This window comes from Hymenobacter convexus (assembly GCF_030580955.1).
Classification (GTDB): Bacteria; Bacteroidota; Bacteroidia; order Cytophagales; family Hymenobacteraceae; genus Hymenobacter.
In genome coordinates this window covers 12288-36428 of sequence record NZ_JAUQON010000008.1, presented here as the reverse complement: position 1 = coordinate 36428, position 24141 = coordinate 12288, and the positions used below count along the sequence as shown (strand labels likewise).

Annotated in this window: 18 protein-coding genes; 9 read left to right on the top strand and 9 right to left on the bottom strand. The window is 65.0% G+C overall.

Annotation, left to right across the window (positions count from 1 at the left end):
* Positions 1–59: 59 nt before the first annotated feature.
* From Q4S41_RS17000 to Q4S41_RS16990, 3 genes are read left to right on the top strand one after another with little or no spacing between them, the layout of a single operon-like run.
* Positions 60–1664: a BatA domain-containing protein gene (locus Q4S41_RS17000; protein ID WP_305032328.1), complete on the top strand. Its 1605-nt coding sequence runs from the start codon at positions 60–62 to the stop codon at positions 1662–1664.
* Positions 1661–3913, top strand: a complete 2253-nt coding sequence (locus tag Q4S41_RS16995; RefSeq protein ID WP_305032327.1) for a hypothetical protein — start codon at positions 1661–1663, stop codon at positions 3911–3913. Before Q4S41_RS17000 ends, Q4S41_RS16995 begins: the two co-directional genes overlap by 4 nt.
* A gap of 1 nt (position 3914) precedes the next feature.
* Positions 3915–5717: a hypothetical protein gene (locus tag Q4S41_RS16990; protein WP_305032326.1), complete on the top strand. Its 1803-nt coding sequence runs from the start codon at positions 3915–3917 to the stop codon at positions 5715–5717.
* 105 nt (positions 5718–5822) lie between these two features.
* Here Q4S41_RS16990 and pelA read toward each other — a convergent pair whose 3' ends face one another.
* The 4 genes from pelA to murI all read right to left on the bottom strand — a co-directional run bounded on the left by pelA (position 5823) and on the right by murI (position 12599).
* Complete coding sequence (gene pelA / locus Q4S41_RS16985; RefSeq protein ID WP_305032325.1) at positions 5823–7871, bottom strand: pectate lyase; 2049 nt, start codon at positions 7869–7871, stop codon at positions 5823–5825.
* A gap of 21 nt (positions 7872–7892) precedes the next feature.
* A complete protein-coding gene (locus Q4S41_RS16980; protein ID WP_305032324.1) occupies positions 7893–8252 on the bottom strand; it encodes a cupin domain-containing protein in 360 nt (119 codons plus the stop codon).
* Positions 8253–8473: 221 nt separating this feature from the next.
* Positions 8474–11608 (bottom strand): IPT/TIG domain-containing protein, encoded by a 3135-nt coding sequence (locus Q4S41_RS16975; RefSeq protein ID WP_305032323.1) that lies wholly within the window; start codon positions 11606–11608, stop codon positions 8474–8476.
* 139 nt (positions 11609–11747) lie between these two features.
* On the bottom strand, positions 11748–12599 hold the full coding sequence (gene murI / locus Q4S41_RS16970; protein WP_305032322.1) for a glutamate racemase: 852 nt from the start codon (positions 12597–12599) through the stop codon (positions 11748–11750).
* Between the two features lie 121 nt (positions 12600–12720).
* Between murI and Q4S41_RS16965 the strand changes: the two genes are divergently transcribed.
* Complete coding sequence (locus tag Q4S41_RS16965) at positions 12721–12948, top strand: hypothetical protein (RefSeq protein WP_305032321.1); 228 nt, start codon at positions 12721–12723, stop codon at positions 12946–12948.
* A gap of 82 nt (positions 12949–13030) precedes the next feature.
* Here the strand turns inward: Q4S41_RS16965 and Q4S41_RS16960 are convergent, their stop codons facing one another.
* On the bottom strand, positions 13031–13729 hold the full coding sequence (locus Q4S41_RS16960) for an arylesterase (RefSeq protein WP_305032320.1): 699 nt from the start codon (positions 13727–13729) through the stop codon (positions 13031–13033).
* Positions 13730–14012: 283 nt separating this feature from the next.
* Here Q4S41_RS16960 and Q4S41_RS16955 point away from each other — a divergent pair, with 283 nt between their 5' ends.
* Entirely contained in the window at positions 14013–14690 is a 678-nt protein-coding gene (locus Q4S41_RS16955; RefSeq protein ID WP_305032319.1) for an ABC transporter ATP-binding protein, read from the top strand.
* A gap of 39 nt (positions 14691–14729) precedes the next feature.
* On the opposite strand, the gene Q4S41_RS16950 is transcribed toward Q4S41_RS16955, so the two are convergent.
* The gene (locus tag Q4S41_RS16950) at positions 14730–15764 is read right to left on the bottom strand and encodes an OmpA family protein (RefSeq protein WP_305032318.1); all 1035 of its coding nucleotides are present in this window, start codon (positions 15762–15764) and stop codon (positions 14730–14732) included.
* A gap of 165 nt (positions 15765–15929) precedes the next feature.
* Between Q4S41_RS16950 and Q4S41_RS16945 the strand changes: the two genes are divergently transcribed.
* Positions 15930–18434: an ABC transporter permease gene (locus Q4S41_RS16945; RefSeq protein WP_305032532.1), complete on the top strand. Its 2505-nt coding sequence runs from the start codon at positions 15930–15932 to the stop codon at positions 18432–18434.
* Positions 18435–18553: 119 nt separating this feature from the next.
* Positions 18554–19102, top strand: coding sequence for a cupin domain-containing protein (locus tag Q4S41_RS16940; protein ID WP_305032317.1), 549 nt, complete (start codon positions 18554–18556; stop codon positions 19100–19102).
* A gap of 48 nt (positions 19103–19150) precedes the next feature.
* Here the strand turns inward: Q4S41_RS16940 and Q4S41_RS16935 are convergent, their stop codons facing one another.
* Positions 19151–19522 (bottom strand): hypothetical protein, encoded by a 372-nt coding sequence (locus Q4S41_RS16935; RefSeq protein ID WP_305032316.1) that lies wholly within the window; start codon positions 19520–19522, stop codon positions 19151–19153.
* A 296-nt stretch (positions 19523–19818) separates the two neighbouring features.
* Between Q4S41_RS16935 and Q4S41_RS16930 the strand changes: the two genes are divergently transcribed.
* Complete coding sequence (locus Q4S41_RS16930) at positions 19819–20409, top strand: hypothetical protein (RefSeq protein ID WP_305032315.1); 591 nt, start codon at positions 19819–19821, stop codon at positions 20407–20409.
* 68 nt (positions 20410–20477) lie between these two features.
* Here Q4S41_RS16930 and Q4S41_RS16925 read toward each other — a convergent pair whose 3' ends face one another.
* Positions 20478–21206: a DUF4262 domain-containing protein gene (locus Q4S41_RS16925; protein ID WP_305032314.1), complete on the bottom strand. Its 729-nt coding sequence runs from the start codon at positions 21204–21206 to the stop codon at positions 20478–20480.
* 101 nt (positions 21207–21307) lie between these two features.
* Between Q4S41_RS16925 and Q4S41_RS16920 the strand changes: the two genes are divergently transcribed.
* Entirely contained in the window at positions 21308–23227 is a 1920-nt protein-coding gene (locus Q4S41_RS16920) for an ABC-F family ATP-binding cassette domain-containing protein (protein WP_305032313.1), read from the top strand.
* Positions 23228–23287: 60 nt separating this feature from the next.
* On the opposite strand, the gene Q4S41_RS16915 is transcribed toward Q4S41_RS16920, so the two are convergent.
* A complete protein-coding gene (locus tag Q4S41_RS16915; RefSeq protein ID WP_305032312.1) occupies positions 23288–24130 on the bottom strand; it encodes a hypothetical protein in 843 nt (280 codons plus the stop codon).
* Positions 24131–24141 lie beyond the last annotated feature (11 nt).

Below are 24141 nucleotides of genomic sequence, written 5' to 3'. Positions count from 1 at the left end.
CCAAAGCCACCTAGCCGCTATTTTTCCGTTTGTTCTCCCAATTCTGATTTCGCCAGCTATTGTTCGCTCTGCTTAACCCTGCCGCGCTGCTGGCCCTTCTGGGCTTAATGGTGCCGGTGGCCATTCATCTCTGGAACCGCCGGCCGGGCCGCGAGGTAGCCGTGGGCAGCCTGCGCTGGCTGGCCGCGGGCGCCAACCGCCGCCTGCGCAACCTGCAGCTGGAGCACCTTGGGCTGCTGCTGTTGCGGGCGGCGCTGCTGGCGGTGCTGGCCGTGGCGGTGGCCGGGCCGGTGTGGCGGCGGGCACTGCCGGCGGGGCGCGGACAGGTGCTGCTGAGCCCCGAGGTGCTAAGTAACCCGGCCCTGGGGTCCCTGCGGCCGGGCATCGACTCGTTGCGGGCGCGCGGCTACGGGCTGCGCTGGCTGGCGGCGGGCTTTCCGAAGATGTCGGGTGCCGCGTGGCGGGCCAATGCCGTGGGGCCGCGTGACAGCGCCCGCCTGCTGAGCGTCGGCTCACGGGCAGCAGGCTTTGGCTGGGTCCGCGTGCAGCAGGCGGCGGCGGCGTTTGCGGGGCAGCCGCTTTATGTGCTGACGCCGGCTACGCTGGCGGGCTTGCAGGGGGCGCACCCGCCGCTTCGGGCCGGCATTACCTGGCAAACGCTGCCCGGCGCCACCCCGGCCACCTGGGTGCAGGAAATTGATGCGCGTGGCGACAGCCTGCACGTGCTCATTGGCCGGAGCACGGAAACGCAAACCACCTTTTCCCGCAAAGCCGCTGCTAGGCCTAAGCCCAGCCAGTTGCTCCGCGTGGCGGGCGTACTGCCTATGCGCCTGCAGCCGGGCCCTGACAGCACCTCGAAACTGGTGGCGGCAGCTCCCGACACAGCTACCAAGACAGCCCCGGCGGTTGAGGTTGCTCCGCCCCTGACGGCCCTTATTTACACCACTCCGGCTTTCGCCCAGGATGCCCGCTACCTGCGGGCAGCCATTCGGGCAGCGGCGGCGGGCCTAGCTTCGAGCCCGGTTATCGAACTAACTGATACTCCGCCGACTGATGCGCGGGCGCAGTGGTTGTTCTGGCTTTCGGAGGAGCCCTTGCCTGCCAAATGGCGCACGGCGGTGCAACGCGGGAGCCAGGTGTGGCAGGAAGCCTCTGGACCGGGCGTGCCCGACGAAGCGCGGCTGGTGCCCCTAGCCGCGGCCGAAACGCCAGCATCCATCATTCGGCGCGGCGGCGAGCCGGCCGCGCCCGGCAGCATTCCCGTGTGGGTCGATGGACAGGGCCGGGCGGTATTGTCGCGCCGCACGTTCGGCGCGGGCGCTTTCTACCGGCTGCATACGCGCCTGGACCCGACCTGGAGCACCCTGGCCGACAACCCCGCGCTGCCCGGCCGCCTGCTGGCCCTGCTGCATCCGGCCGCCGCTGATGGTACCGGGCTGGCTCCCGACAACCCGGCGCTTGCAGCGCAGGACAAGCGCATCATCGACTTGGCGCAACTGCCTGTCCGGCAGTCGGACCGGCCGAATAGCAAGGCGGCTACCACGAAAAACTATCAGGCAGACGACCTGCGGCCGTGGCTGGTGTTGGCCGTGGGGCTGCTTTTTGCCCTCGAACGCCTGCTGGCCAGCCGCCGGGAACACAAGTCCCTCATTTCTACGCCATGAGCCAAACTATCAGCCATTCGCCGGCATCATCCATCGCCTCGGCGCAGGTACAACTGCGGGCCGTGCGGCGTAGCTGGGCGGGGCGCCGGGCGCTGGCCGTGCTGGCGCCGGCCGTGGCGGCGGGCCTGCTGCTGGGGCTGCTGGGGCATCGCTGGCCGGCGGCACAGAATATCATCTTTGGCTTCGCAGTGCTGGGGCTGATGGCGACCGGCTGGCTGCTGTGGCCGCTTGGGCAGCTGCGGGCGGGCACGGTGGCGGCCCGGCTCGACCGGCAGTTTCCCGAACTGGAAGACAGCACCGGCCTGCTCTGGCGCAATGCCGAAGACTTGAATTTGCTGGAGCAGCTGCAGCAGCAGCGGGTGGCGCGGCGGCTGCAGGAGCTGCAGAACGCTGACAAGCTGGCGCTGCCGGTTTCGTTTCGCGTTTCAGGCTGGACAACGTTGCTTTTGCTGCTGGCGGCCGCGGCCGTGTGGTGGTGGCCGGTGCGCCCGGCGCCGGGCGTGCCGCAATCGGTAGCGGTGCATTTCCCGGCGCAGGTCCCGGCCGCCAAGGGCACGATGCCCGCGCGCATCATCGAAACCCGGCTGCTGGTGACCCCGCCCGCCTACACCCGCCTGGCGGCCTTTGCGCCCACCCAGGCATCATTCCAATGCCCGGAAGGCTCGCGCGTGCGCTGGCAGGTGCAAACCAGCGGCTCCGACAAGGCCGTGCCGCTGCTGGAAATTGGCCGCCAACAACGCCCCCTGCAGCCAGTAGCCGGGCAGCGCGGCACTTTTTTCACCGAACTGATACTCAAGTCTTCAACGCTGTACCGCTTACGCTTCCAAGCCACGGTGTCGGATGACTACGCCATCGACGTGCGTGCCGACCAGGCGCCGGTGTTGCGCATCCAAACCCCCAAGCCCTACACCCTAGTGCCCGCCTACGGCCAGCAGCCCGAAGTGGCCATACGAGCCACCGCGCACGACGACTACGGCCTGAGCCACGCCGAGCTGGTGATAACCGTGGCTCAAGGCCAGGGCGAGGCCGTGAAATTTCACGAAGTGCGGCGCAACCTGACGGCGGCGCTCAGCAGCGGCAGTGCGCAAACCAGCCTGCGTAGCGCCCTCAGCCTGCCCCACCTGGGGCTCACGTATGGCGACGAACTGTATTTCTACCTCACGGCCCGCGACAACGCCGGCCACACCGCGCGCACCGATGCCTACCTGGTGCAGTGGCAGGACACGGCCGTGGCCGACAGCCCCGCCGACCTGGGCATGGGCGTGAAAGTGGCCCCCGCCTACTTCCGCAGCCAGCGCCAGATTATCATCGACACCGAAAAGCTCATCGCCGAAAAGCCCCGGCTGGACGCCGCCACCGTGGCCAATCGGGCCAATGCTCTGGGATTCGACCAGCAGACGCTGCGCCTGCGCTACGGCAAGTTTATGGGCGAAGAAGCCGAGGCCGGAATTGGGGCGCAGGCGCCACGTGCGCCCATTGCGGAGGATGAAGACGCCCCCGCCTCCCCCACCGCCGAAGCGCCGGAGCACGACGAGCATGACCACGCAGCCCCGGCCACTTCGCCCGCCAAAACCTCGCCCACGGCCGAAACCGATGCCCTGATGGAGCCCTACATCCACAAGCACGACGATTCCGAAACGGCCGATTTCCTGGAGCCCGCCGTGAAGGCTAAGCTGCGCGCCGTGCTCGACCAGATGTGGGCGGCCGAGCTGCGCCTGCGCACCGGCCAACTGGCGGCGGCCCGCCCCTACGAGTACCGCGCCCTGCGCCTGCTGAAGGAGGTGCAGCAGCAAACCCGCGTGTTCGTGAAGAAAGCCGGTTTCACGCCCCCGCCCCTGCCCGAGGCCACCGTGCGCCTCACCGGCGAGTTGGCCGGCGCGGCCGTGCCCCACCGCCAGCAGCAGGTGGCCGCCCCGGTCACGCAGCCGGCCGTGCGGGCGGCGTTGCACTGGCTGGCGGCCCGGGCGCCCGGCGCCCCCACTAAGCCCGCCGATGCTCAGCTGCTCGACCAGGCCGGCGCGGTGCTGGCCGGGGCCGCCCTGCAGCGGCCGGGCGTGTACTTACCGGCTTTAAAGGCCCTGCGCCAGCTGGTGGCCGACGTGCGCGCCGGCCGCCTGGCCTGCGCCGAGTGCCGCCCGCCCGTGGAGCGCGCCCTCACCGACCTGCTGGCGGCTCCGGACCCCACGCCGGTTTCGGCCGCTGGCCCCGACCGTTTGGGTCGCCATTATTTCCAGGAATTAAGCCGCTAGCATGCCTGCCACCCTTCCGCATCCGACCGCCTATTTCGTTCTGCTGGCTTTTTGTGGGCTGTTGGGGCTGGGACTACTGGCGTTGGCCTGGCGCGGCCAGCGCCGGCGGGTGGCCCGGGCGCTGTTGGGGCTGGTGGCTGCAGGGGCCCTGTGGTTCAGCGCGTTTCCGCCCAGCCGCCAGGTGGCGGCGGCTCGGGGCCAGGCCATTCTGCTCACCGAAAACTACTCGCCCGATACCCTTCGCCAGCTGCTGCGCCGGCTGGGTGCGGGCACGCCGGTCTGGAATTACGGGGGTTTACCAACAACGACCAGGGCGCACTCGCTGAACTCTTTGCTGACGCTGGCGGAGCAGCGGCCGGCGCTGCGGGGCCTGCACCTTATGGGGCGGGGGCTGAGTGCGGCAGAGCTGCCCGTGCTGGGCGCAGTGCCCATTTGGTGGCATCCTGCGGCGGTTGCGGCGGGCTTCCGGTCGGCTTTCTGGCAGGAGCAGGTGGAGCTGGGTGAGGTGCTGGAAGTGGAAGGGTCGGCTCTGGTACCGAAAGCGGCGGCTCCGGCCTGGGTGTGCCTGCGGGCAGCGGGCGCGGTGCGCGATTCGGTGCGGGTGCCCGCGGGCGGGGGCGCTTTCCACCTGCACTTTCAGCCTAAAACGGCGGGCCTGACAGTGTATGAGCTGCAACTGCGCCAAGCCGGCCAACTGCTGGCCGCCGAGCCGGTGCCGGTAGAAGTGACCACCCCGACGCTGCCCGCCGTGCTGCTGCTCACGGCCACGCCCTCCTTTGAGTTTAAATACCTCAAAAGCTCCCTCGCCGAAGCCCATTACCCGACGGCCCTGCGCACCAGCGTGAGCCGGGGCTTGGTTCAAACCGATTTCACGAACCTCCCCGCCACGCCCCTCGACCGCCTCACGCCGGCTCTGTTGGCGCGCTACGCCATTGTGGTGGCCGATGCCGCTACCTTGGCGGCGCTAACGGCGGCCGAAACCATCGCGTTGCAGGCAGCCACCAGTGGCGGGCGGCTGGGCCTGGTGGTGGTGGCCGAAGTAGCAGCGCTGCCCCGGGCCGTGCCCGGCCGGGCCAGTTTTGCCGTGGTACCGCGGGCAGCAGCGCAAGCCACCGCGCAGCCCCTCACCTGGCCCGGGGCGCCTGCCGAAGCCCGGGCCCCGCTGCCCGCGCAGCTGCGGCCGGCTGCGGCATTGCGCCCCTTAGCTAGCGGCCCGAGCCAGGCGTTGGCCGCTGCCAGCCGGCGGGTTGGGCTGGGACTTGTGGTGGTATCGATGGTGCCCGAAACCTGCCAATGGGGCTTGCAGGGGCGCGCCGCGCTCTACCGCTCGTTCTGGAACCGGCTGCTGGCGGCGGCCCGCCCGCCTGCGGCCACCGTGGCAGCCTGGCGCACCGGCACCCGGTGGCCGCGGCCCGGTCAGCCCCTTACGCTTCACTTGGCCGCGGCTTTCCCGCAAGCGCTGCCCCAGGTGCGGGTAGTGTCCGGCGGCCCCACGGTTCGCCTGGCCCTGCGGCAGGACACCCGCTTGCCCGAGTGGAGCACGGCGCAATTCTGGCCCCTGACCACGGGTTGGCACCAGGTGACCGGACCGGGCCGTACCACGCACCGCTTCTACGTGTACCCCGCCACCGCCTGGGCCGGGCCGGAGCAACAGGCGCGCCGGCTGGCCCTGGCGCAACAGAAATCCGCTGCCGCGCCAGCAAGCGTGGCAGCCGAAACGGTGGCGCAGCCGTGGCCGGCCGGGTGGTTTTTTGGGCTGTTTCTGCTGGCCGCCGGGTTTCTGTGGCTCGAAGAGAAGCTCTGAGTGTTAGCAAAACACTAGACAGAACAACCGCAGAAGAACGTCATGCTGAGCGCAGCCGAAGCATGACGTTCAAAATGATTCTCTTAGACTGCGCTTCCTGGCCTTCTATTTGGAACCCTCCGCCCGCTTTTGCCAGGCCGGATATTCTTTTTCGATTAGCTCGGCGGGCCAGGTGCTGGCGTAGATGTAGCCGGCCCGGCGCTCATTTTCAATCTCGCTGAGTTGGTAGTGCACCTGGCTGTCGCGGCCCACGTAAATGGGCCGGTTCGTGCCCAACTCGTAGAAGCGGGCCCACAGCACCGCGCCCGGCTGGGGCACTATCACCCGGTCGCGGTGGCTTTTTTCCTGCGGTGCGGCCACTTCCTTCAGCGCGAAGCCCGTCATTTTCACCTGCCCAAACCACGCCACGGCGCCCTCAATGGCGGCTTTCACGGCGGGCGTGGCGGGCTCGTCCATCAAAAAGCGCACGATGCCCACCGACTCGGCCCCACTGAGCGAAGGCAGCTCGAAGGCGCGGGCTTTGGCGGGCAGCAGGCTCACTTCGTCGTATTGGGCGCACCAGGCGGTGGAGCGGCCGTTTTGCACCACCTGCGTTTTCAGGATGCAGTCGACGCCGCGGGCCACGGCGGCTTTGGCCAGCGGTACCAGTTCGGGGTCGACCACGGCGTACCGTTCTTCCCGCCGGGCCACGCGGCGCAGCACGGTCAGGGCCCGCACCATGGCGTCGTCGTTGAAGGTGATTTCGCGCCGGTACCCGCTCAGGTCGGGGTAAAACTGCGGAAAGCCGCCGTTGGCGTACTGCATTTTCAGCAGGTAGCGAATGCCGTTTTCGGCGCCCTGGCGGTAGGCCGGGTTGTGCGTTTGCTGGTAGGCCTTGAGCAGGTAGTGGATTTCGCGGGTCGTCGCGTCGTTATCGATGGTGGCGTCGTTTTGGTTTTTGCTGTCGATGAGGCCGGCGCGGGCCCCGGCGCTCAGGCGCGTCGCGTAGTTAATTTTCACTTCGCCCAGCGCCTTGGGCCAGCCGCCCACGGAGCGCTGGTAGAGCAGCATGTTGTCGGCAATGGTATCGGTTGGCGCCGCTGGGGCGGCGGGCGCAGCGGCTACGGCGCCCGTCAGCGGGTTCCAGCGGCCGCCGAAAGTCCAGGCGGGCGTCAGGTCCTGGGGCTTGGGGGCGCCCTCGGCGGTGGCGAGGTTGTCCTTCATCCAGGCGTAGTCGCCGCCCTGGCGGTGGCAGCCCGCGTAGTACACGCGGCGGCCCCACTGTTTCGGCCCGGGCCCTGAGGCGGCGTGGTAAATATCGGCATTGGCCATGTTCTTCGCAAACTGGCAGTTGACCAGGTAAAACTGCGCCTCCCGGTGAAACCGGCCCAGCTTGAAGCCGTCGTCGCCCGTGAAAGTGCAGTTGCGGAGCACCGTTTTAGAGTCGCGGCTGCCCGAGCCGTCGTGCCAGATGGCGGCTTCCTGGCTGTGGCAGACGAAGCGGCAGTTTTCGGCGTAGGCCCAGCCGCGCGGGCAGTAGAAATCCACGCCACCTTCCATGGTGCAGTCCTTAAAATAGTAGGCACCGGCTTCCGTGTCCCAGGGGCTCACCGTGTCGCCGCCCAGCGCCCGGAACGTGCAGTGCCGCACGATGAGCCGCGTGGCGCCGGGCAGCGCGCGCAGGGCCATCTGGTGACTGGTTTTGCGCACGGTTTTGTGGCCGTCGGGCGCGGTGGGGCAATCGATGGTGACATCACCGGCGGCACCGAAACCGTAGCTGTTGACGACGCTTAGGGTTTCGAGGGTGAGGTCGGGGCAGTTGCGCAGGTTGAGCGTGGCCACGCCCCAGTCGCCGGCCTTGGCGTCGGGGCCGCACAGCCACTGGTCGCGGGCCTGCGCGTAGGTCAGTACCACGCCCTTCTCGCTTTGCCCTTTGAGCACAACGTTGGCCTTGCCATCGATGTAGACCTTCTCGCGGTAAGTCCCGTTTTTGATGAGCACCGTGCGCGGCTTGGCGGCCGTGGCCGGCAGGCTGTTGATGGCCTCCTGAATGGTGCGGAAGTTGCCGGAGCCGTCCGGAGCCACCGTCACGGTTTGGGCCAAAGCCGGGCGCAGGCACAGGCCCAGCAACAGCAGTATCAGCAGCCCCAGCAGGCGCAGCGCAGTTGTTTTCATTGGTAAAAAGCAGATAGCGGCTTACGCCAGAAAGTCGTCGCGTTGGGGCGTGAAGGCATCGACCAGCACGCCGGCTTCGAGGCACACCACGCCGTGCCAGGCCAGCGGCGGCACGTAGCAGCTGTCGCCGGCGCGCAGGGTCTGCGTTTCTTCGGCAATGGTGTAGTCGAACGCGCCGCTTTCCACATAGCTCAGCTGGGCGTGCGGGTGGTTGTGCACGGCTCCCACGGCCCCAGCCCCGAAGGCCACCCGTGTGAGCATCAGGTCGGGGCCGTGGGCCAGCACCTTGCGGCGCACGCCGGGGCCGGTGGTTTCCCATTCGGCCCGGCCGTCGGGCACAAAGGAAGGGCGCGTGGGTTGTTCGGGGGCAGAGGAGTTCATGCAACAACAGCCTTGGAGTAGTTAAGGGCCACTAAAAGTCCGACGGGTTTATGCGCCAGCCAAGCCCTTGGCCACATTTACTTGCGCAATCGTTCCCGAAAGCAGCACCGCTGCGCACCCTCATTTTCATCATGCGCCCACGTAACAGGCAACAAAAAAAAGCCCCCGCATTGGCGGGGGCTTTTTCACGGCTTCTATCGGGCCTAGCCCGAGGTCAGCAATTAGTTTTTCACGATGCGGCGCACGGCGAATACTTCGCCCTGACGCACTTCGAGCACATACACGCCAGCGGCCAGGCCGGCCGGCAGCACCACTTCCTTGTTGGCACCCAGCGTGGCGGGGGCCAGCAGCAGGCGGCCAGCCAGGTCGCGCAGGGCCACCGTGGCAGCGCCCGAGCCGGGCAGGGTCAGCGTCACGCGGTCGGTAGCGGGGTTCGGGAACACCGTGAGGCCGGGCAGGGCCTGGCTGGCCGCTACGGCCGACACCAAGTTGAAGGTAGCGGTGCTGGTGGCCGTGCCGCCGGGCGTCACCACCGTGATGAGGCCGGCTACGCTGCCCGTGCCGCCGGGCACCACAAACGTGATGGTCGTGCCGTTCACCACCGTGTAGTTCGTCACGGTGAAGCTGCCGATGCGCACGGCCGTAGCTCCTGTGAAGTTGGTGCCGGTCACCGTCACCGTGGTGCCAGGGCCGCCCGTGGTGGGCGTGAAGCTGGTGATGGTGGGTGCAGCCGGGGCCGTGTAGTTCGAAATCGAGATGTCGTCGATGTTGATGCGCGAAGTGGTGGCGGTCGACGTGCTGGTGATGCGGAAACGCACGTTGCCGGCCTGGTTCACCGTGAAGGTGTAGGGAGTAATGACGTTGGTAAGGGTGGCCGGAGCGCCGGGCACCGTGGTGAAGGTCACCCCGCCGTCGGTCGATTTCTCCAGGATGAAGCTGGCTCCCGTGTCGACGCCGAACGTACCGGCGTTCACGATAACCGTACCGGCACCGGTGGGCTTGTCGAAGTCCATGCGGATGAAGCCCACGCGGATACGCGCCGATTTCAGGCCGTTGGCGCGGTCATTGAAAGCCGTGCCAATTAGCGCATCGGAGAAGGTCCAGGAGCCGCTGGCCAGGGTGACCGAGGCCGCGGCATACCCCGTTTTGGTACCGGTTTCGAAATCTTCGAAAGCGCCGGGCGTGCTCACGTTGTTCACCGTGAAGGTGAAGGCGTTAGACGTACCGGCCGAGTTCGTCACCGTAACGGGGAAAGAACCCACCGTGGTGAAGGCCGTGGCCGGAATCAGGGCCTCAATGCTGGTGGCCGTGCTGGTGGTCTGCGGGTAAGAAACGCCGTTGAAGCTCACGGTGGAAGTCGGCGTGAAGCCCGTTCCCGTAATCACAAACGTCATGGCGCCGCCACCAACTACTTGCACACCAGGTGCGAGCTGCGTAATCGTGGGCGTCACGGCAGCGGGCGTTACGGTGAAGGTGCCGGTGCTGGTGGCCGTGCCGCCGGGCGTGGTCACGGCGATGGTGCCGCTGGTTGCGCCGGTGGCGGGCACGGTGAAGGTAATGGTCGTGGCGTTCACCACCGTGAAGCCGGTGATGGCCACGCCGTTCAGCGTCAGGCCTGTAGCACCAGTCAGGTTAGTACCCGTGATGGTTACGGTAGCGCCGGCCGCGCCGCTGGTGGGCGTGAAGCTCGTGATGGTGGGCACGGCCACAGCCGCCGTCACCGTGAAGGTGCTGGCGGCCGAGGTGCCACCGCTGGCGGCGGGGTTGGCCACCGTTACGCTATAAGTACCGGCCGTGGCAATGGCGCTGGCCGGCACGGCCGCCGTGAGCGACGTAGCCGATACAAACGTAGTAGTGAGGGCCGTGGTGCCGAAATTCACCACCGAACCCGCCACGAAGCCCGTGCCGGTAACGGTGAGCGTGAAGGCTGCGCCGCCGGCCACAGCCGTAGCCGGGCTCAGGCTCGTGATGGTGGGCGCCGAAGCGGCCGGCGTCACGGTGAAGGTGCCGGTGCTGGTGGCCGTGCCGCCGGGCGTAGTCACGGCGATGGTGCCGCTGGTCGCACCCGTAGCGGGCACGGTGAAGGTGATGGTTGTGGCGTTCACCACCGTGAAGCCGGTGATGGCCACGCCGTTGAGCGTCACAGCCGTGGCGCCCGTGAAGTCAGTGCCGGTGACGGTAACGGTAGCACCGGCCGCGCCGCTGGTGGGCGTGAAGCTCGTGATGGTGGGCGCAGCTGTGGCGGCCACCGGGGCGAAGGTTACCCCGCGGAAGTTGGCGTTGGTGCCGGAGGTGGCAATGGCCGTAGGCAGGGCTGTGGTGCTGGGCGCAGCGTTGTAGCCGGCGTTGTCGGTGATTAAGTACAGGCTGGTGCTGCTGCTGGTGGCCAACGAAACGGTGGTACCGCTCGTGCTGCCGTTCAGGCCGCGCAGGCCCGGGCCGGCCGTAGTAGCCGTGGCGCCGGTGATGACGCCGTTGTAGGTCCAGGTGCCGCTTACTAGGCTCCACTTCTGCACCCCACCGTCTACGGTAGTGCGGTCGTCCGCCACGTATACCACGTCCAGACCGGCTACGGTCGTGCTCAGGTCGGCAAAATAGAAGCCGTAGGCGCTGGGGCCGGAGGCCGTGGGGAAGCCAGGCAGCGGGGTGCTGGTTTGGCCGGTGGTGGTGGGCAGGCCGGTGCCTACTTGGGAGATGCCCAAAAAGTTGCCGCCAGTAGTGGTCGACGAGGATACGTACAAGTTGCCGCCGTAAATGCCCACGCCCCGGTTGTTGGAAGGCACGGCCGTAATCACCGTGCTGGTGCCGGAAGCCGGGTTGCCCAGGGGCGCGTAGCGCACGCCGCCCGTCGAGCCCACGGCGTAAAAGGTAGTGCCGTCCACGGAGGCAGCCGAGCGGATGTTGCCCCCGCTGAAGCCGTCGCTCAGACGGGTGCTGGTGTCGAAGGTGCCGTCGGCGGCGATGCGGCCGATGATGCGGTTGTTGGCGGCGGAGGTAGTGCCGGCCAGGGTCGCGGTACCTACGGCAGCGTCGTAGCCGGTCAGTATCAGGTAAGCACCGTTCACCGAGCGGGTCAGCAGGGCGTCGGAGCCCGAAGACCCGGTGTTGGTCAGAATGCTGTTGTTGCCGGCTGCGGCCGTGGGCAGGGCGATGGTTTGCACCAGCACGCCGGCCGGAGTGTATTCCAATAGGAAAGTGGGAGCCGCCGACGTCGACAAGGCCGTCGCGCCGCCGTCGCCTACACGCACTACCACGAGGTTACCGGGGGTGAAAGGCGCGGCCGAACCCACCAAAGGCCATAAGCACGCCAAAAACATCAGGCACTTAAGCAGCCTGCCAGCGAAGAATTGTTTCATACAAAGAAGGAGTAAAAGTGAACGGTAATATGAAAAATGAAGAAGTGATGAAAAGCGGTGTGCCGCAAAGATAGGCGACGGCAGGTGCCGGAAAGTTACGGAATGATGACCCTGCACCAGCCCAATTGGTTGCCCGCGTTTACTCCCACAGCGGGTAGTGTTCCAGATGCACTTCCTGCTCGAAGAAAATGCGCGTGCTTTCCTCAAACGAGCGGGTGAAATCGGATACGTAGAAGTGGTGGGCCGGTGGCGTGGCCGCAGCCGGCGCCAGCAGCCCGTGCGCGGCCAGGTAGGCCTCGGCCTCGGCGGCCACCACGTCGGAAGCGTCCAGCACATCCACGCGGCCGGCGTAGTAGCGCGCAATCTGCTCCTTGATGAGCGGGTAGTGCGTGCAGGCCAGCACCAGCGCGTCGATGTCGGCCAGGGCGGCGTTGCCGAGGTAGGTGCCGATGATGTCGTCGGAAATGGCATTTCGGAAAAAGCCTTCCTCAATCATGGGCACCAGCAGCGGGGTGGCCAGCGACTGCAGGTCGACGCCCGCGTCGAGGTCGTCGACTTTCTTCTTGTACACGTTGGAATTTACCGTCTGCTTCGTGCCGATGAGGCCCACGCGGCGGCCGGCATAGGCCCGGCCCAGGTGCGCCACAATGGGGTCTATTACGCTCAGCACCCGGGCTTTGCTGCCCACGTACTCACGCACCAGCTCATAAGCCGCGGCCGAAGCCGAGTTGCAGGCGATGACAATTAGCTTACAATGCTGGCGCAGCAGCAGGTCGCAGATTTTGACGGAATAAGCCTGGATAGCAGCGGCGCTTTTGTCGCCGTAGGGCAGGTGGGCGGTGTCGCCGAAGTACACGATGCGTTCGTGGGGCAGGCGCCGGGCCACCGCCCGCGCTACCGTGAGGCCGCCGATGCCGGAGTCGAACATGCCAATGGGCCGGGCCGCCAGGGCCGCCGCGGCGGCAGGCGCAGCAGGTACAGCAGTTGTCATGGGGCAAAGGTAGGCGCGGCCGCCGGGCCGGGGCACGGGCGCGGCAGATGTTGGCGGCCTATTTTTCGATGTTGAAAAACCTCGTTATATTTCCGCCCCGTTTTTAGCTCACTTTTAGCTCATGAGCACGATATTAGCCGAAATCGACCACGCTTTGGCGGCCCACGACGCCCGCCAGGGACGTCCCGTGGCCATTTACCTCGGCACGCATAAGCTGACCCAGCTCACCCTCGACGCCGCCCGCGCGCCCCTCCCCAACCTCAGCACCGACGCCGGCCGCCCCCTCGCCTACCGCAACCTGGAGCTGCTGCGCGACGAGGTGAACACCGACGGCCTGCGGGTGATATAGTAGCGCGGACTTTGTAGTCCGCGTCCCCGGCGAAAATCCGGGCGACTTTAAATACACTGAAACGCGGACTACAAAGTCTGCGCTACTTCAGCAACGGCCGCAGCACCGCCCACACCGTGCGGGCCACAATGCGGTGCCCGGCGGGCGTAGGATGAATGCCATCGGCTTGGTTCAGCGTCCGGTCGCCGCCCACGCCTTCGAGCAGAAAGGGAATGAGGACCAGCTTGTTTCGGGTGGCAATGTCCTGGTAGATGGCTTTGAAGTCGTTGGCGTAGGCTTGGCCCAGGTTGGGTGGAATCTGCATGCCGGCCAGCACGATTTGGGCGCCGGGGCTGCGGCGGCGCACCGTATCGATGATGCCCTGGAGGTTTTCGCGGGTGGCCGAGAGGGGCAGGCCGCGGAGGCCGTCGTTGCCGCCCAGCTCCAGCACGAATACATCGACCGGCTGCTTGAGAATCCAGCCCACGCGGCTGCGGCCGCCGGCGGTGGTTTCGCCGCTCAGGCCGGCGTTTATGACTACGTAAGGCAGCTTGAGGGAATCGATTTTCTGGCCGATGAGGCCGGCAAAGGCTTGTTCGGGCTCCACACCGTAGCCGGCCGTGAGGCTGTTGCCGAAGAACAGCAGGCGCTTTTTGCCCGTGGCCGTGCCGGGCGGTGTACTCGTGGCGGCGGTGGTAGTAGCGGCGGCCGGCGCCTGGGCGGTTTCAGGGGTGGAGTTGGAATTGCAGGCGGCCAGGGCGAGGCCGAACAGGGTGGCAAAGGACAGGTTCAGGAATTTCATAAGCGGCAGTTGGAGCATGAAACCTTAAAGCGGGAAAACATCCAACAGGTTTCAACGTCTTGGGTAACGAACGAGTGGTGGCGCGGTTGTGCGGTGCGGGCTTGGTATTTGGAAAGCACCCATCGAAGGCACGTCAGGCTGAGCGCAGCCGAAGCATCTCTACTGCGCAACGCAAACATTTTGTTTTGATTACTCCCGCGATAGAGATGCTTCGGCTGCGCTCAGGATGACAGCCTTTTCACCTTCTACCCACCTCCCCCCTTTCCCCTACTACCCCAACGAAATGTCCATTCTCCGCGTCGATAATCTCACTAAAACCTACCCCAGCGCCAGCCAGCCGCTCACGGTGCTCCACGCCGTCAGCTTCGACCTGCAGGCCGGCGACACCTTCGCCATCGTCGGGCCCTCGGGCTCGGGCAAAACCACGCTGCTGGGCCTCTGCGCCGGCCTCGACCGCGCCACCTCGGGCAGCGTGTGGGTCAACGGCATTCAGCTCGATGACCTGAGCGAAGACCAGCGCGCCGCCGTGCGCAACGAGCACGTCGGCTTCATCTTCCAGAATTTCCAATTGCTGCCTACCCTCACGGCCCTCGAAAACGTGCTGGTGCCGCTGGAGCTGCGCGGCCAGCGCGGCGCCACCAAAACGGCCCTCGACCTGCTCGACCGCGTGGGCTTGGCCGCCCGCGCCGGCCACTACCCGGCCCAGCTTTCGGGCGGCGAGCAGCAACGCGTGAGCCTGGCCCGCGCCTTCGCCAACCGCCCCGCCGTGCTCTTCGCCGACGAGCCCACCGGCAACCTTGACCCCGATACCAGCGAACGGGTGGTGAATTTATTATTTGACCTCAACCGCGAAGCCGGCACCACGCTGGTGCTCGTGACGCACGATTTGGAACTGGCCGCCAAAACCCAGCGCACGCTGCGGCTTCGCGGCGGCAAGGTGGTGGAGGAGTTGGCGCGTTAAATCAGCAGAAGAAATAGCCGCAAGCCAGCAGTCATTGCATTATTGTTTAGTATGCCCTCTTTTCAGATTTGGCTGTCGAAACGTCGGAGTCGGCTTGCTGCCATCAGTTTTTTTACCTGGTGAAGTTGATTTTAGATAGGGAGAAACCCGGCCGCCAAATGACTTAGCGAAACGACCATTCCGGTATTTATAAATATCGTTCAGCCACGAAAATTTCAATTCGACCCGCCGGTTCAGTTGTCGCTCTTCAGGGGAGTGATTGTATGCCGCCGGCCGCTGCGCGCCGTAGCTCACCATAAATAGCTTGTTGCCGGGAATTCCATTTTTTTCCAGATAGGCGCAGGTTGCTCTGGCTCGCTCCCACCCAATGCCTATTAGGTATTGCTCGCGGTTGAGGTAGCCACTGGGGACTTCCCCTGGCTCGGCATGGCCTTCGACGATTACGGCGAGACTATCAGCATCAGCATCCTTAAACCGCTTAATGAAGTAGTCTACCCGAGGCAAAAACGCTGGTTTTAGCGTGGCTTGGTTTACAGCAAAAAAAGTTTGATACATCGGCATCTCTTCCTCTTCTACTTCATCATAGCTGAGATAGAAATTCTGCACCACGCCAAGCGAGTCAATACCTGCGTGGCGAAGCGACACTTCCAGCAGCTCAAGGGTGACTCCGTGTATCATCAGCGCCACCTGATACAGTGGTCTTTCGGTCACGGCTAAATGGTATTCGCCCTTTGCGTTGGTGGTGCTGGTTCGGCTTTCCAGAACGGAATCAGAACTTAGGCTTCTGAAAACGACATCGAGGCCCGGAAACCCACGAGTTGAATCGCCGGGATGGCAGACCCTGCCGTGGACCGTTAAAGTGCGCTCCACCAGATGTGCAGTCGTGGGCAACGTCTGTTCCGCACTGGCTTCTGGTGCGGCTGGCATAGCGGTTTTGCAGGCATTTAGCATCAGCCAACTAACCCCCAAAATCATTCTCAGCCAATACCGTCGCCGCCAGTCACCGTTGCCTGATTTACCCACGGAGCGGCTCACTTGTGTAGTCATTTGGCGTAAGTACTGGTTGCGGGGCATGATGAGCGACGAGGTAGTAGGCGCAAGATGCTGCTAAGCCGCTTAAAATGTGCCGGCTTCTTTTCCGTCTTGGTTCATGTTAGCCACCTGTATTCCTATTCCTTTCCTTTCGTGACGACTCCTCCCCTGCCCGCCTCCCGCACCTCTACCTCCTGGCTGTTCCGCATGGCGTGGCGCGACAGCCGCCGCAGCCGGGCACGGCTGCTGCTCTTCATGGCCAGCATCGTGTTGGGCATTGCGGCGCTGGTGGGCATCAATTCCTTCGGCGACAACCTGGCCCGCAGTATCAATGCGCAGGCGCGGGAGTTGCTCGGGGCCGACCTCGTGCTGAGCGCCAATCAGCCCTTCGATGCCAAGCTGGAACCGGCGCTGAAAAACCTCGGCACGGCCCGCACGCAGGAAGTGTCGTTTGCCTCGCTGGTGCAGTTCCGGCCGGGCCGCGGTACCCGGCTGGCCCAGGTGCGGGCCCGCGACGGCGGCTTTTTCTATGGTGCCTGGGAGACGGAGCCCAAGAGCGCTGCTGCCCGTTTCGCTGATACCACGGCCGCCCCTGGCGCGCTGGTTGATGATGTGCTGCTGACGCAGTTCGGGGCCAAAATCGGGGATTCGGTGCAAGTGGGCAACGTGGTGTTGCCCATCATCGGGCGGGTGCTGAAGACGCCGGGGCAGTCGGGCATTACCTCGGCGGTGGCGCCTACGGTGTTTTTGCCTTTGAAAGAAGTGACGGCCACCGGGCTGGTGCAGCGCGGCAGCCGCGTGCGCTACACCCGCAGCTACCAATTTGCGCCGGGCGCCGACGTGGCGGCCACCGTCAAAACCCTGCAGGCCCGGCTGGATGCGGCCGACATTGATACCGACACCGTGGCCGAGCGCCAGCGCAGCACCGGCCGCGCCTTCGCCGACCTCACCCGTTACCTCGGCCTGGTGGCCTTCGTGGCGCTGCTGCTGGGCTGCGTGGGCGTGGCCAGCGCCGTGAACCTCTACGTGCGCGAAAAGCTGGCCGCCGTGGCCGTGTTGCGCTGCCTGGGCGCCAGCGGCCGGCAAGCCTTACTGATTTATTTGATTCAAACAGCCGGCCTCGGCTTCATCGGCGCGGTGCTGGGCGCGGCCCTGGGGGCGGCCGTGCAAACGCTGCTGCCGCGCGTGCTGGGCGACTTTCTGCCCGTTGATATCACGGTGAGCGTCTCGTGGGGCGCCATCGGCACGGGGCTGCTCACGGGGCTGCTGATGGCGGTGCTGTTTGCGCTGCTGCCGCTGCTGAGCATCCGGCGGGTGTCGCCGCTGCGGGTGCTGCGCACGGCGTTTGAAGACGATACGGCCGGGCCCGACCCGGTGCGGGGCGTGGTGCTGGGCGTGATTGGCTTATTCATCCTCGCCTTCGCCTATGGCCAGACGCGCGACTGGAAGCTCACGCTGGGCTTCGGGGCGGGGCTGCTGGCGGCCTTCGGGGCGCTGGCCGGGCTGGGCCGGTTGCTGATGGGGGCCGTGCGGCGCTTTTTCCCCGCCGGCTGGGGCTACGTGTGGCGGCAGGGCCTGGCCAATCTGTACCGCCCCCAGAACCAGACGCTGACGCTGGTCACGTCCATCGGGTTGGGCACGTTTCTGCTGGCCACACTCTTTCTCACTCAGGCCATGCTGCTGGGCCGGGTGCAGATTGCGGAGCAGAAATCGGCCGCCAACCTCGTGCTGTTCGACATTCAGCCCGAGCAGCGCGCCGGCGTGGAGGCCCTGCTCACGGCCCAGCAGCTGCCCGTGCTCCAGCGCGTGCCCATCGTGACGATGCGCCTGACGGCCATCAACGGCACCTCCGTGTCCGTCATCAAAAAGGACACCGCCCGCGGCATCCCCGCCTGGGCCCTCACCCGCGAGTACCGCGTGACGTACCGCGACTCGCTGAACTCCTCCGAAAAGCTCGTGGCCGGCACCGCGCCCGTCATCGGCCCCGACAAAATCCCGCGCATCTCCGTGGAGAGCGGCTATTTGGAACGCGCCAAGCTTCACCTCGGCGATACGCTCGATTTCAACGTGCAGGGCCTGCCGCAGCGCACCATCATCGGCGGCACGCGCGAGATTGACCGCAGCCGGGTGCAGCCCAGCTTCTTGGTCATCTTCCCGGCCGGGGTGCTGGAGGGCGCGCCGCAGTTTCAGGTGGTGCTCACGCACACGCCCAACAACGCCGCGCTGGCCACGGTGCAGCAGCAACTGGTGCAGCAATTTCCCAACGTGTCGGCCATCGACCTGGGCCTGATTCTGACCACCTTGAACGACATCATCGACAAAATCTCCTTCGTGATTCGTTTCATGGCGGGTTTCAGCATCCTCACCGGCTTGCTGGTGCTCAGCAGCTCGGTGGTCATCAGCCGCTACCAGCGCGTGCGCGAAAGCGTGCTGCTGCGCACGCTGGGCGCCAGCCGGGCCCAGATTCTGCGCATCACGCTGGTAGAATATGGGCTGCTGGGGCTGCTGGCGGCGCTGGCCGGCATCGGGCTGGCGGTGCTGGCGGCCTGGGCACTGGCCGTGTGGGTGTTCGAGGCCAGCTTCGGGCCGGCGGTGCTGCCGCTGCTGGGGCTGGCGGGGCTGGTGACGGTGCTCACGGCGGGCATCGGGCTGTTCAACAGCCGCGACGTGCTGCGCCGCTCGCCGCTGGAGGTGCTGCGGGCGGAGGGCTGACCCATCGGCTCCGGCCCCGCTGCCTGAGCAAAATCAGGTGCTTTTCTGAGCCCGCGCATACCCATAGCATCGGGCAAAACGCATATTGAGAAAACTTCATCCCTCAATTGCCTGGCCCCATGAAACCTTCCGCCCTCGCACCCGCCCTGCTGCTGGCTTTTCTGTCGGCGTGCATCGCCGATTCCGACCAGCACAAAACCGCCGAAACCGGTGGCATCCCGCCCGCTCCTCCCGTCCGCAACGCGGTGCTCCGCACCCCGCCCCCCAGCAAGCACGGCTTCAAAAGCAACATCGAACAGGACACCCGCGCCAACCGCGACTTCCGCCACGTGCGCTACACCGGCCAGCACCTGCAGCTGGTGCTCATGAGCCTGCAGCCCGGCGAGGAAATCGGCAGCGAAACCCACGCCAACGCCGACCAGTTCTTCCGCTTCGAAGAAGGCACGGGCAAGTGCGTCGTCGACGGCCACGAATACCTGGTGCGCGACGGCGACGCGGTGATTGCACCGGCCGGGTCCGTGCACAACGTCATCAACACCAGCCCCACCAGGGCCCTGAAGCTCTACACTATTTTCGCCGCCCCCCAGCACCAGGACGGCGTGGTGCGGGCCACCAAGCGGGAAGCCGAGCAGCACGAAACCAAATTCGACGGCAAAACCACGGAGTAGTCCCACTTGTGCCCCGCCGCTGATGCCGCCCGGCGAGGCAACCGGACTTTAGCGGCCCAGCAGCACGTCGGCCTTGGTGCGGTGAAAATGCTTGCGGCGCAGTTTCCGGCGCACATCAGCCGGAATGGGCCAGCCGTTGGCGTAGCTGCTCAGGATAGCCGCCTCCCGCGCGGCGCTGTACCGATTGGCCTGGCTGAGCCCCACGGCGGCGGGGGCAGCGCCCACCGCCAGCCCGCTCACCGCGCCGGCCACGGTGCTTGAGCTCACCATTTCGCCGGCCGCGGCCAGCAAGCCGTCGCTGCCGTGCCGGCGCTGCACAAACAACTTATGCACCGCAAACGCCGTGTCGCGCCCTTGTCCATAGCCCGGCAGCCCTACTCCTCCCCACAGCACAGTACCCAGTAACCAGATTTTCATCATAAAATGTGTGTGAATGGACGGTTTTACGCAGTAATTCTACGCGTATGAATACTTCAAAAAAACCGACCGACTCTATTGAGGCTGGCCAGGGGCTGATTGGTTGCAAGGCAGCGAAGACCACAACCGTTCGTCCCAGGCGGCGGGCTGCCTCCCCACCGACACGACACCAGGGACCCGGTGCGAAACCCGCGCCAGCTTCAGGGATTCCCGAGGCCGCTGACCAGTAGCCCGCGTGAAGCCGGTTTGCGTATAAACCGGCGTTTTTCACGGATTCCCACCCCAAACTTCCGCCGGCCATGCACTTCCTCCCCATTCTGCTACTCACCAGTGCGGCCGTGCTGGCCACGCCCGGCCCGCGCTACCTGGTGGTACCCGGCCGCAGCATCGGCACCGTGGCCATTGGCACCGACCCGCTCAAATCCCTGGCCGCCCTCGGGCCGCCCACCCACACCGAAGGGGCCCTGGGCGAGTCGTGGAACACCTGGGTGGGCAAGGAAACCGTGGCCGGCAACCGACCCAGCCAGCTCGACGTGTATTGGGCCCGCCCGGCCGGGGCCGCGCCCAGCTCCAAGGCCCGCACCGTGCAGCTCATCCGCACCACCTCGCCGGCCTTTCAGCTGGCCAACGGCCTGCACATCGGCTCGCCGGTGGCCGACATTGCCCCCCTCTACCCGCGCCACGACAAAGCCTTCAACCTGCAGCTCGGCACCGAAGAGCCCCGCTCCCTCCTCGACGCGCCCTTCGACGGCATCGGCTTCGAGCTGAGCCGGCCCACGCGCGGCCATTCGGCGGCCATTGTGGCCTTCATCGTTCACGCGCCCGGCGTCACCCTCTACAACCACGACTTCGGCCTGAAAGCCTACCTCGAAGCCCAGGCCCGGCGGTGAGGACTGCAGTTGCGCCCCCACCGCGACGGGGCGTGTCGGGGGCCGCGCCAGGGGCGACATTTACAAGGCTACTCCCAATTATTCCATTCAAGTCCATCACTATCTCGCCACAATCCTTTGCCAATTTCTAGATGGACTACTGGCTCCAAAGATTTATCAATTCCAATTAGTAGCCCTAACGGAACAATACGCATTTCCTCTTTTGGCGTATCGGGGCCGGCTCCTGAAAATATTTCCCACCCATCCTTTTCCCATCTTGTTGCTTCAATAGCTCTTTCTCCAAAAAGCACAGCCAAATTAGTAACCGCCATCGAACCGCTCGGAACGGGGTAATTCCACTTTCGAGATAGCCACTGCCAGATTGGTTGTGCAGAAACTTCAAAATTCTTTGACATATCAGGCACGTCCAGCGTGCGATGATTAGCATCTGGCAAAATTTGCCAAACCTGAATTTCAGTTTGGTTATAATAATCGAACACGCCTAGTGTGAGCAATTTACTCCAAGACTTATCGGCTTGGACAACAGAAAAACTACCCAACGATGCGATGCTTACAGACAAATTATGCCAATCGGATTCTTTCTTGGCAGTTGACGCTGTTTCATTAAAAATTTCACTGATATCGAATTGAGAATAGTTTTCACCGCCGGCAAAAACGAATTCCGAACCCAAGGTTTCTTTACAACCAATTGTATAGGCAAACCGGGGTAGTTCACTACCTGTAACTATGGTTACATGGTAGCCATGCTGGCTAATGTTCGATTCTATCTTACGCAGAAAATCTTCTCTCTGTATCATGCGCTCTTGTGCGGGTTGCTAGGCTGAGTGAGTAACACAGCAGCTAATGTAAGTGTAGCACCTGCCCCACCCCGCCCGCCCCGGCCGTACCTTTGCGGCCTATGAACCTGTTATCCGCCGAGAACATCTCGAAGAATTACGCCGACCGCTGGCTGTTTAAAGACCTCAACTTCGGCCTCAACCAGGGCCAGCGCGTGGCTTTTGTGGGCATCAACGGCACCGGCAAAACCACCCTCATGAAGGTGCTGGCCGGCCTCGAAGCCCCCGACACCGGCTCGGTGAGCGTGCGCAAGGGCATCCGCGTCACCTACCTGGGCCAGAACCCCGTGTTCGACGAAAGCCTGAGCGTGGAGGCCACCATCTTCGCCAGCCAGAACGACACGCTCCGCGCCATCCAGGAGTACGAGCACGTCGTGAACGACCCCAACCACAAGCCCGACGACCTGCAGCGCGTGCTCGAACGCATGGACGCCCTCAACGCCTGGGACTACGAAGCCCAGGTGCAGCAGATTCTGGGCAAGCTCGGCATCCTCGGCGAGTTGCTCACCCGCAACGTGAGCCAGCTCTCGGGCGGGCAGCGCAAGCGCGTGGCCCTGGCCCGCGTCCTCATCGAAGAGCCCGACGTGCTGCTCCTCGACGAGCCCACCAATCACCTCGACCTGGCCACCATCGAGTGGCTCGAAAACCGCCTGAACTCGCCCAGCCTCACCCTGCTGATGGTGACCCACGACCGCTACTTCCTCGACAAAGTGGCCAACGAAATCGTGGAGCTCGACAAGGGCCAGGTGTACCGCTACCAGGGCAACTACGCCTATTTCGTGGAGAAAAAGGCCGACCGCGAAATGCGCGAAACCGTGGAAGTAGAAAAGGCCCGCCAGCTCTTCAAAAAGGAGCTGGAGTGGATGCGCCGCATGCCCCAGGCCCGCGGCACCAAGCAAAAAGCCCGCATCGACGCCTTCTACGTCACCAAGGAAAAGGCCAGCACTAACCTCAACAAGCAGCAGATTGAGCTGAGCGTGAAAACCACCCGCCAGGGCGGCAAAATCATCGAAGCCGAGCACCTGACCAAGAAATTCGGCGACCTTACCGTCCTGAACGACTTCAACTACGTCTTCAAGAAGAAGGACCGCATTGGCCTCGTCGGCCCCAACGGCGCGGGCAAGTCCACGCTGCTCAACATGCTCACCGGCAAGCTGCAGCCCGACAGCGGCACCATCGACGTGGGCACCAACACCGTGTTCGGCTACTACACCCAGACCGAGCTGGAATTCGACCCCACCCAGCGCGTCATCGACATCGTGAAGGAAGTGGCCGAAGTGGTGGAGCTGGCCAACGGCGACGTCCTCACCGCCAGCCAGTTCCTCAACCTGTTCCTGTTCCCGCCCGCCCAGCAGTACACGCTGGTAAGCAAGCTGAGCGGCGGCGAAAAGCGCCGCCTGCAGCTGCTGCGCGTGCTCATTAAAAACCCCAACTTCCTCATTCTCGACGAGCCGACCAACGACCTGGACCTGGCCACGCTCAACATCCTGGAAGACTTCCTGCTGCACTTCACCGGCTGCCTGCTCATCGTGAGCCACGACCGGTACTTCCTCGACCATCTCGCCGAGCACCTCTTCGTGCTGGAGCCCGGCGGGGCCGTCCTCAACTTCCCCGGCAACTACACCGACTACCGCGAATACCTCGAAGAGCGCGAAGCCGAAGCTGCGCTAATCGAAGAGGAAAAAGCCGCCAAAGCCGCCCGCGCCGCCGCCAAAGCGGCCATCACGCCAGCCGCCGTGAGCACCGCCGTTGCTCCCTCACCACAAAAGCGCCGCGCCACCTTCGCCGAGAAAAAGGAGTACGAGCAACTCGAAAAAGCCATGGCGGCCTTGGAAACCGAGAAGCAGGAAATCACCGCCAAGCTGAACGGCGGCAGCGGTTCGCCGCAGGACTTTGCGGCCTGGGGCGCGCGCTTGTCGGCGTTGAATCAGGAATTGGAGGAGAAGGAATTGCGCTGGCTGGAACTGGCGGAACTGGGCTAGGTAAGAAACAACTGTCATTGCGAGGGCTGCTCCCTCGCAATGACAGTTGTTTCTTACCACTTACTGCCGCGTCCGCACCTGCGCGAACTCCAGCGGAACCACGCTGCTGCCCACGGGCGCCTTCAGCACGAAGCCATCGGCGGCATCGTATCGGGGGAAGTAAAGGTAGCCGCGCACCTGCTGGCCGGGCTCCAGCGTCACTTTGCGCAGAGCGTAGTCTTGCAGCATGGCGGCGCGCTGTTGTAGCACGTCGGCGGCTACGGCATGCTCTACTTTGTTGGCGGCCGAAATGACGCTATACGTCACCGCCGCATCGTGAATGGCGGCCCGGCTCTGGTATTGGGCCGGGGTTTCGCGCTTGCCGATGCTGGCCACGTCGCTGGCCACGCTGGCCACGCTCAGAGCCACCCCGAACCAATCGATGCGCGAAGCTCTTTCAGCTTCTTTTTCAGCCTTAGCTCGCAGAGCCGATATTTCGGGCTCGGGGTCGAAGGCAGATACGGACTGGGGCGGCAAGGGAGGCAGCGGCAGGGCCATACTAGCGGCGGCGATGGCGGCGCTTACTTCGGCGCCGGGCAGGGGCTTGGGGCGCTTGGCTTTGGGGTCGGGCGCGGGGCTTGGCAGCCGGTTGGCTTCGTATTGGAAGGCCGCTGGGTCGACCACCAGCGAGCGGCGGGTGGGGTTGCGGTACTCGGCCTCGAATACTACGCGGTTGGCCTCGTAGCACACGAAGCTGAGGCGCACTTCCACGCTGTCGGCCACGGCCTGGGCCTGCTCGCGCCCTTCGGCGAAAAGGCCGGTGGATTTGCTTGGCTTCAGCCCCAGCTGGTAAGTAGGCGCGCAAGCGACGGCCCCACCCACCAGGGCCAGCCAGCACAACGGACGGATGTAAAAAGGCAGCATAAAACTGACGA

Excerpts from the sequence above, each read along its gene's own strand:
- Q4S41_RS16995 (WP_305032327.1), top strand. The coding sequence starts at position 1,661 with ATGAGCCAAACTATCAGCCATTCGCCGGCATCATCCATCGCCTCGGCG.
- Q4S41_RS16990 (WP_305032326.1), top strand. The coding sequence starts at position 3,915 with ATGCCTGCCACCCTTCCGCATCCGACCGCCTATTTCGTTCTGCTGGCT.
- pelA (WP_305032325.1), bottom strand. The coding sequence starts at position 7,871 with ATGAAAACAACTGCGCTGCGCCTGCTGGGGCTGCTGATACTGCTGTTG.
- Q4S41_RS16980 (WP_305032324.1), bottom strand. The coding sequence starts at position 8,252 with ATGAACTCCTCTGCCCCCGAACAACCCACGCGCCCTTCCTTTGTGCCC.
- Q4S41_RS16975 (WP_305032323.1), bottom strand. The coding sequence starts at position 11,608 with ATGAAACAATTCTTCGCTGGCAGGCTGCTTAAGTGCCTGATGTTTTTG.
- murI (WP_305032322.1), bottom strand. The coding sequence starts at position 12,599 with ATGACAACTGCTGTACCTGCTGCGCCTGCCGCCGCGGCGGCCCTGGCG.
- Q4S41_RS16965 (WP_305032321.1), top strand. The coding sequence starts at position 12,721 with ATGAGCACGATATTAGCCGAAATCGACCACGCTTTGGCGGCCCACGAC.
- Q4S41_RS16960 (WP_305032320.1), bottom strand. The coding sequence starts at position 13,729 with ATGAAATTCCTGAACCTGTCCTTTGCCACCCTGTTCGGCCTCGCCCTG.
- Q4S41_RS16955 (WP_305032319.1), top strand. The coding sequence starts at position 14,013 with ATGTCCATTCTCCGCGTCGATAATCTCACTAAAACCTACCCCAGCGCC.
- Q4S41_RS16950 (WP_305032318.1), bottom strand. The coding sequence starts at position 15,764 with ATGCCCCGCAACCAGTACTTACGCCAAATGACTACACAAGTGAGCCGC.
- Q4S41_RS16945 (WP_305032532.1), top strand. The coding sequence starts at position 15,930 with ATGGCGTGGCGCGACAGCCGCCGCAGCCGGGCACGGCTGCTGCTCTTC.
- Q4S41_RS16940 (WP_305032317.1), top strand. The coding sequence starts at position 18,554 with ATGAAACCTTCCGCCCTCGCACCCGCCCTGCTGCTGGCTTTTCTGTCG.
- Q4S41_RS16935 (WP_305032316.1), bottom strand. The coding sequence starts at position 19,522 with ATGATGAAAATCTGGTTACTGGGTACTGTGCTGTGGGGAGGAGTAGGG.
- Q4S41_RS16930 (WP_305032315.1), top strand. The coding sequence starts at position 19,819 with ATGCACTTCCTCCCCATTCTGCTACTCACCAGTGCGGCCGTGCTGGCC.
- Q4S41_RS16925 (WP_305032314.1), bottom strand. The coding sequence starts at position 21,206 with ATGATACAGAGAGAAGATTTTCTGCGTAAGATAGAATCGAACATTAGC.
- Q4S41_RS16920 (WP_305032313.1), top strand. The coding sequence starts at position 21,308 with ATGAACCTGTTATCCGCCGAGAACATCTCGAAGAATTACGCCGACCGC.
- Q4S41_RS16915 (WP_305032312.1), bottom strand. The coding sequence starts at position 24,130 with ATGCTGCCTTTTTACATCCGTCCGTTGTGCTGGCTGGCCCTGGTGGGT.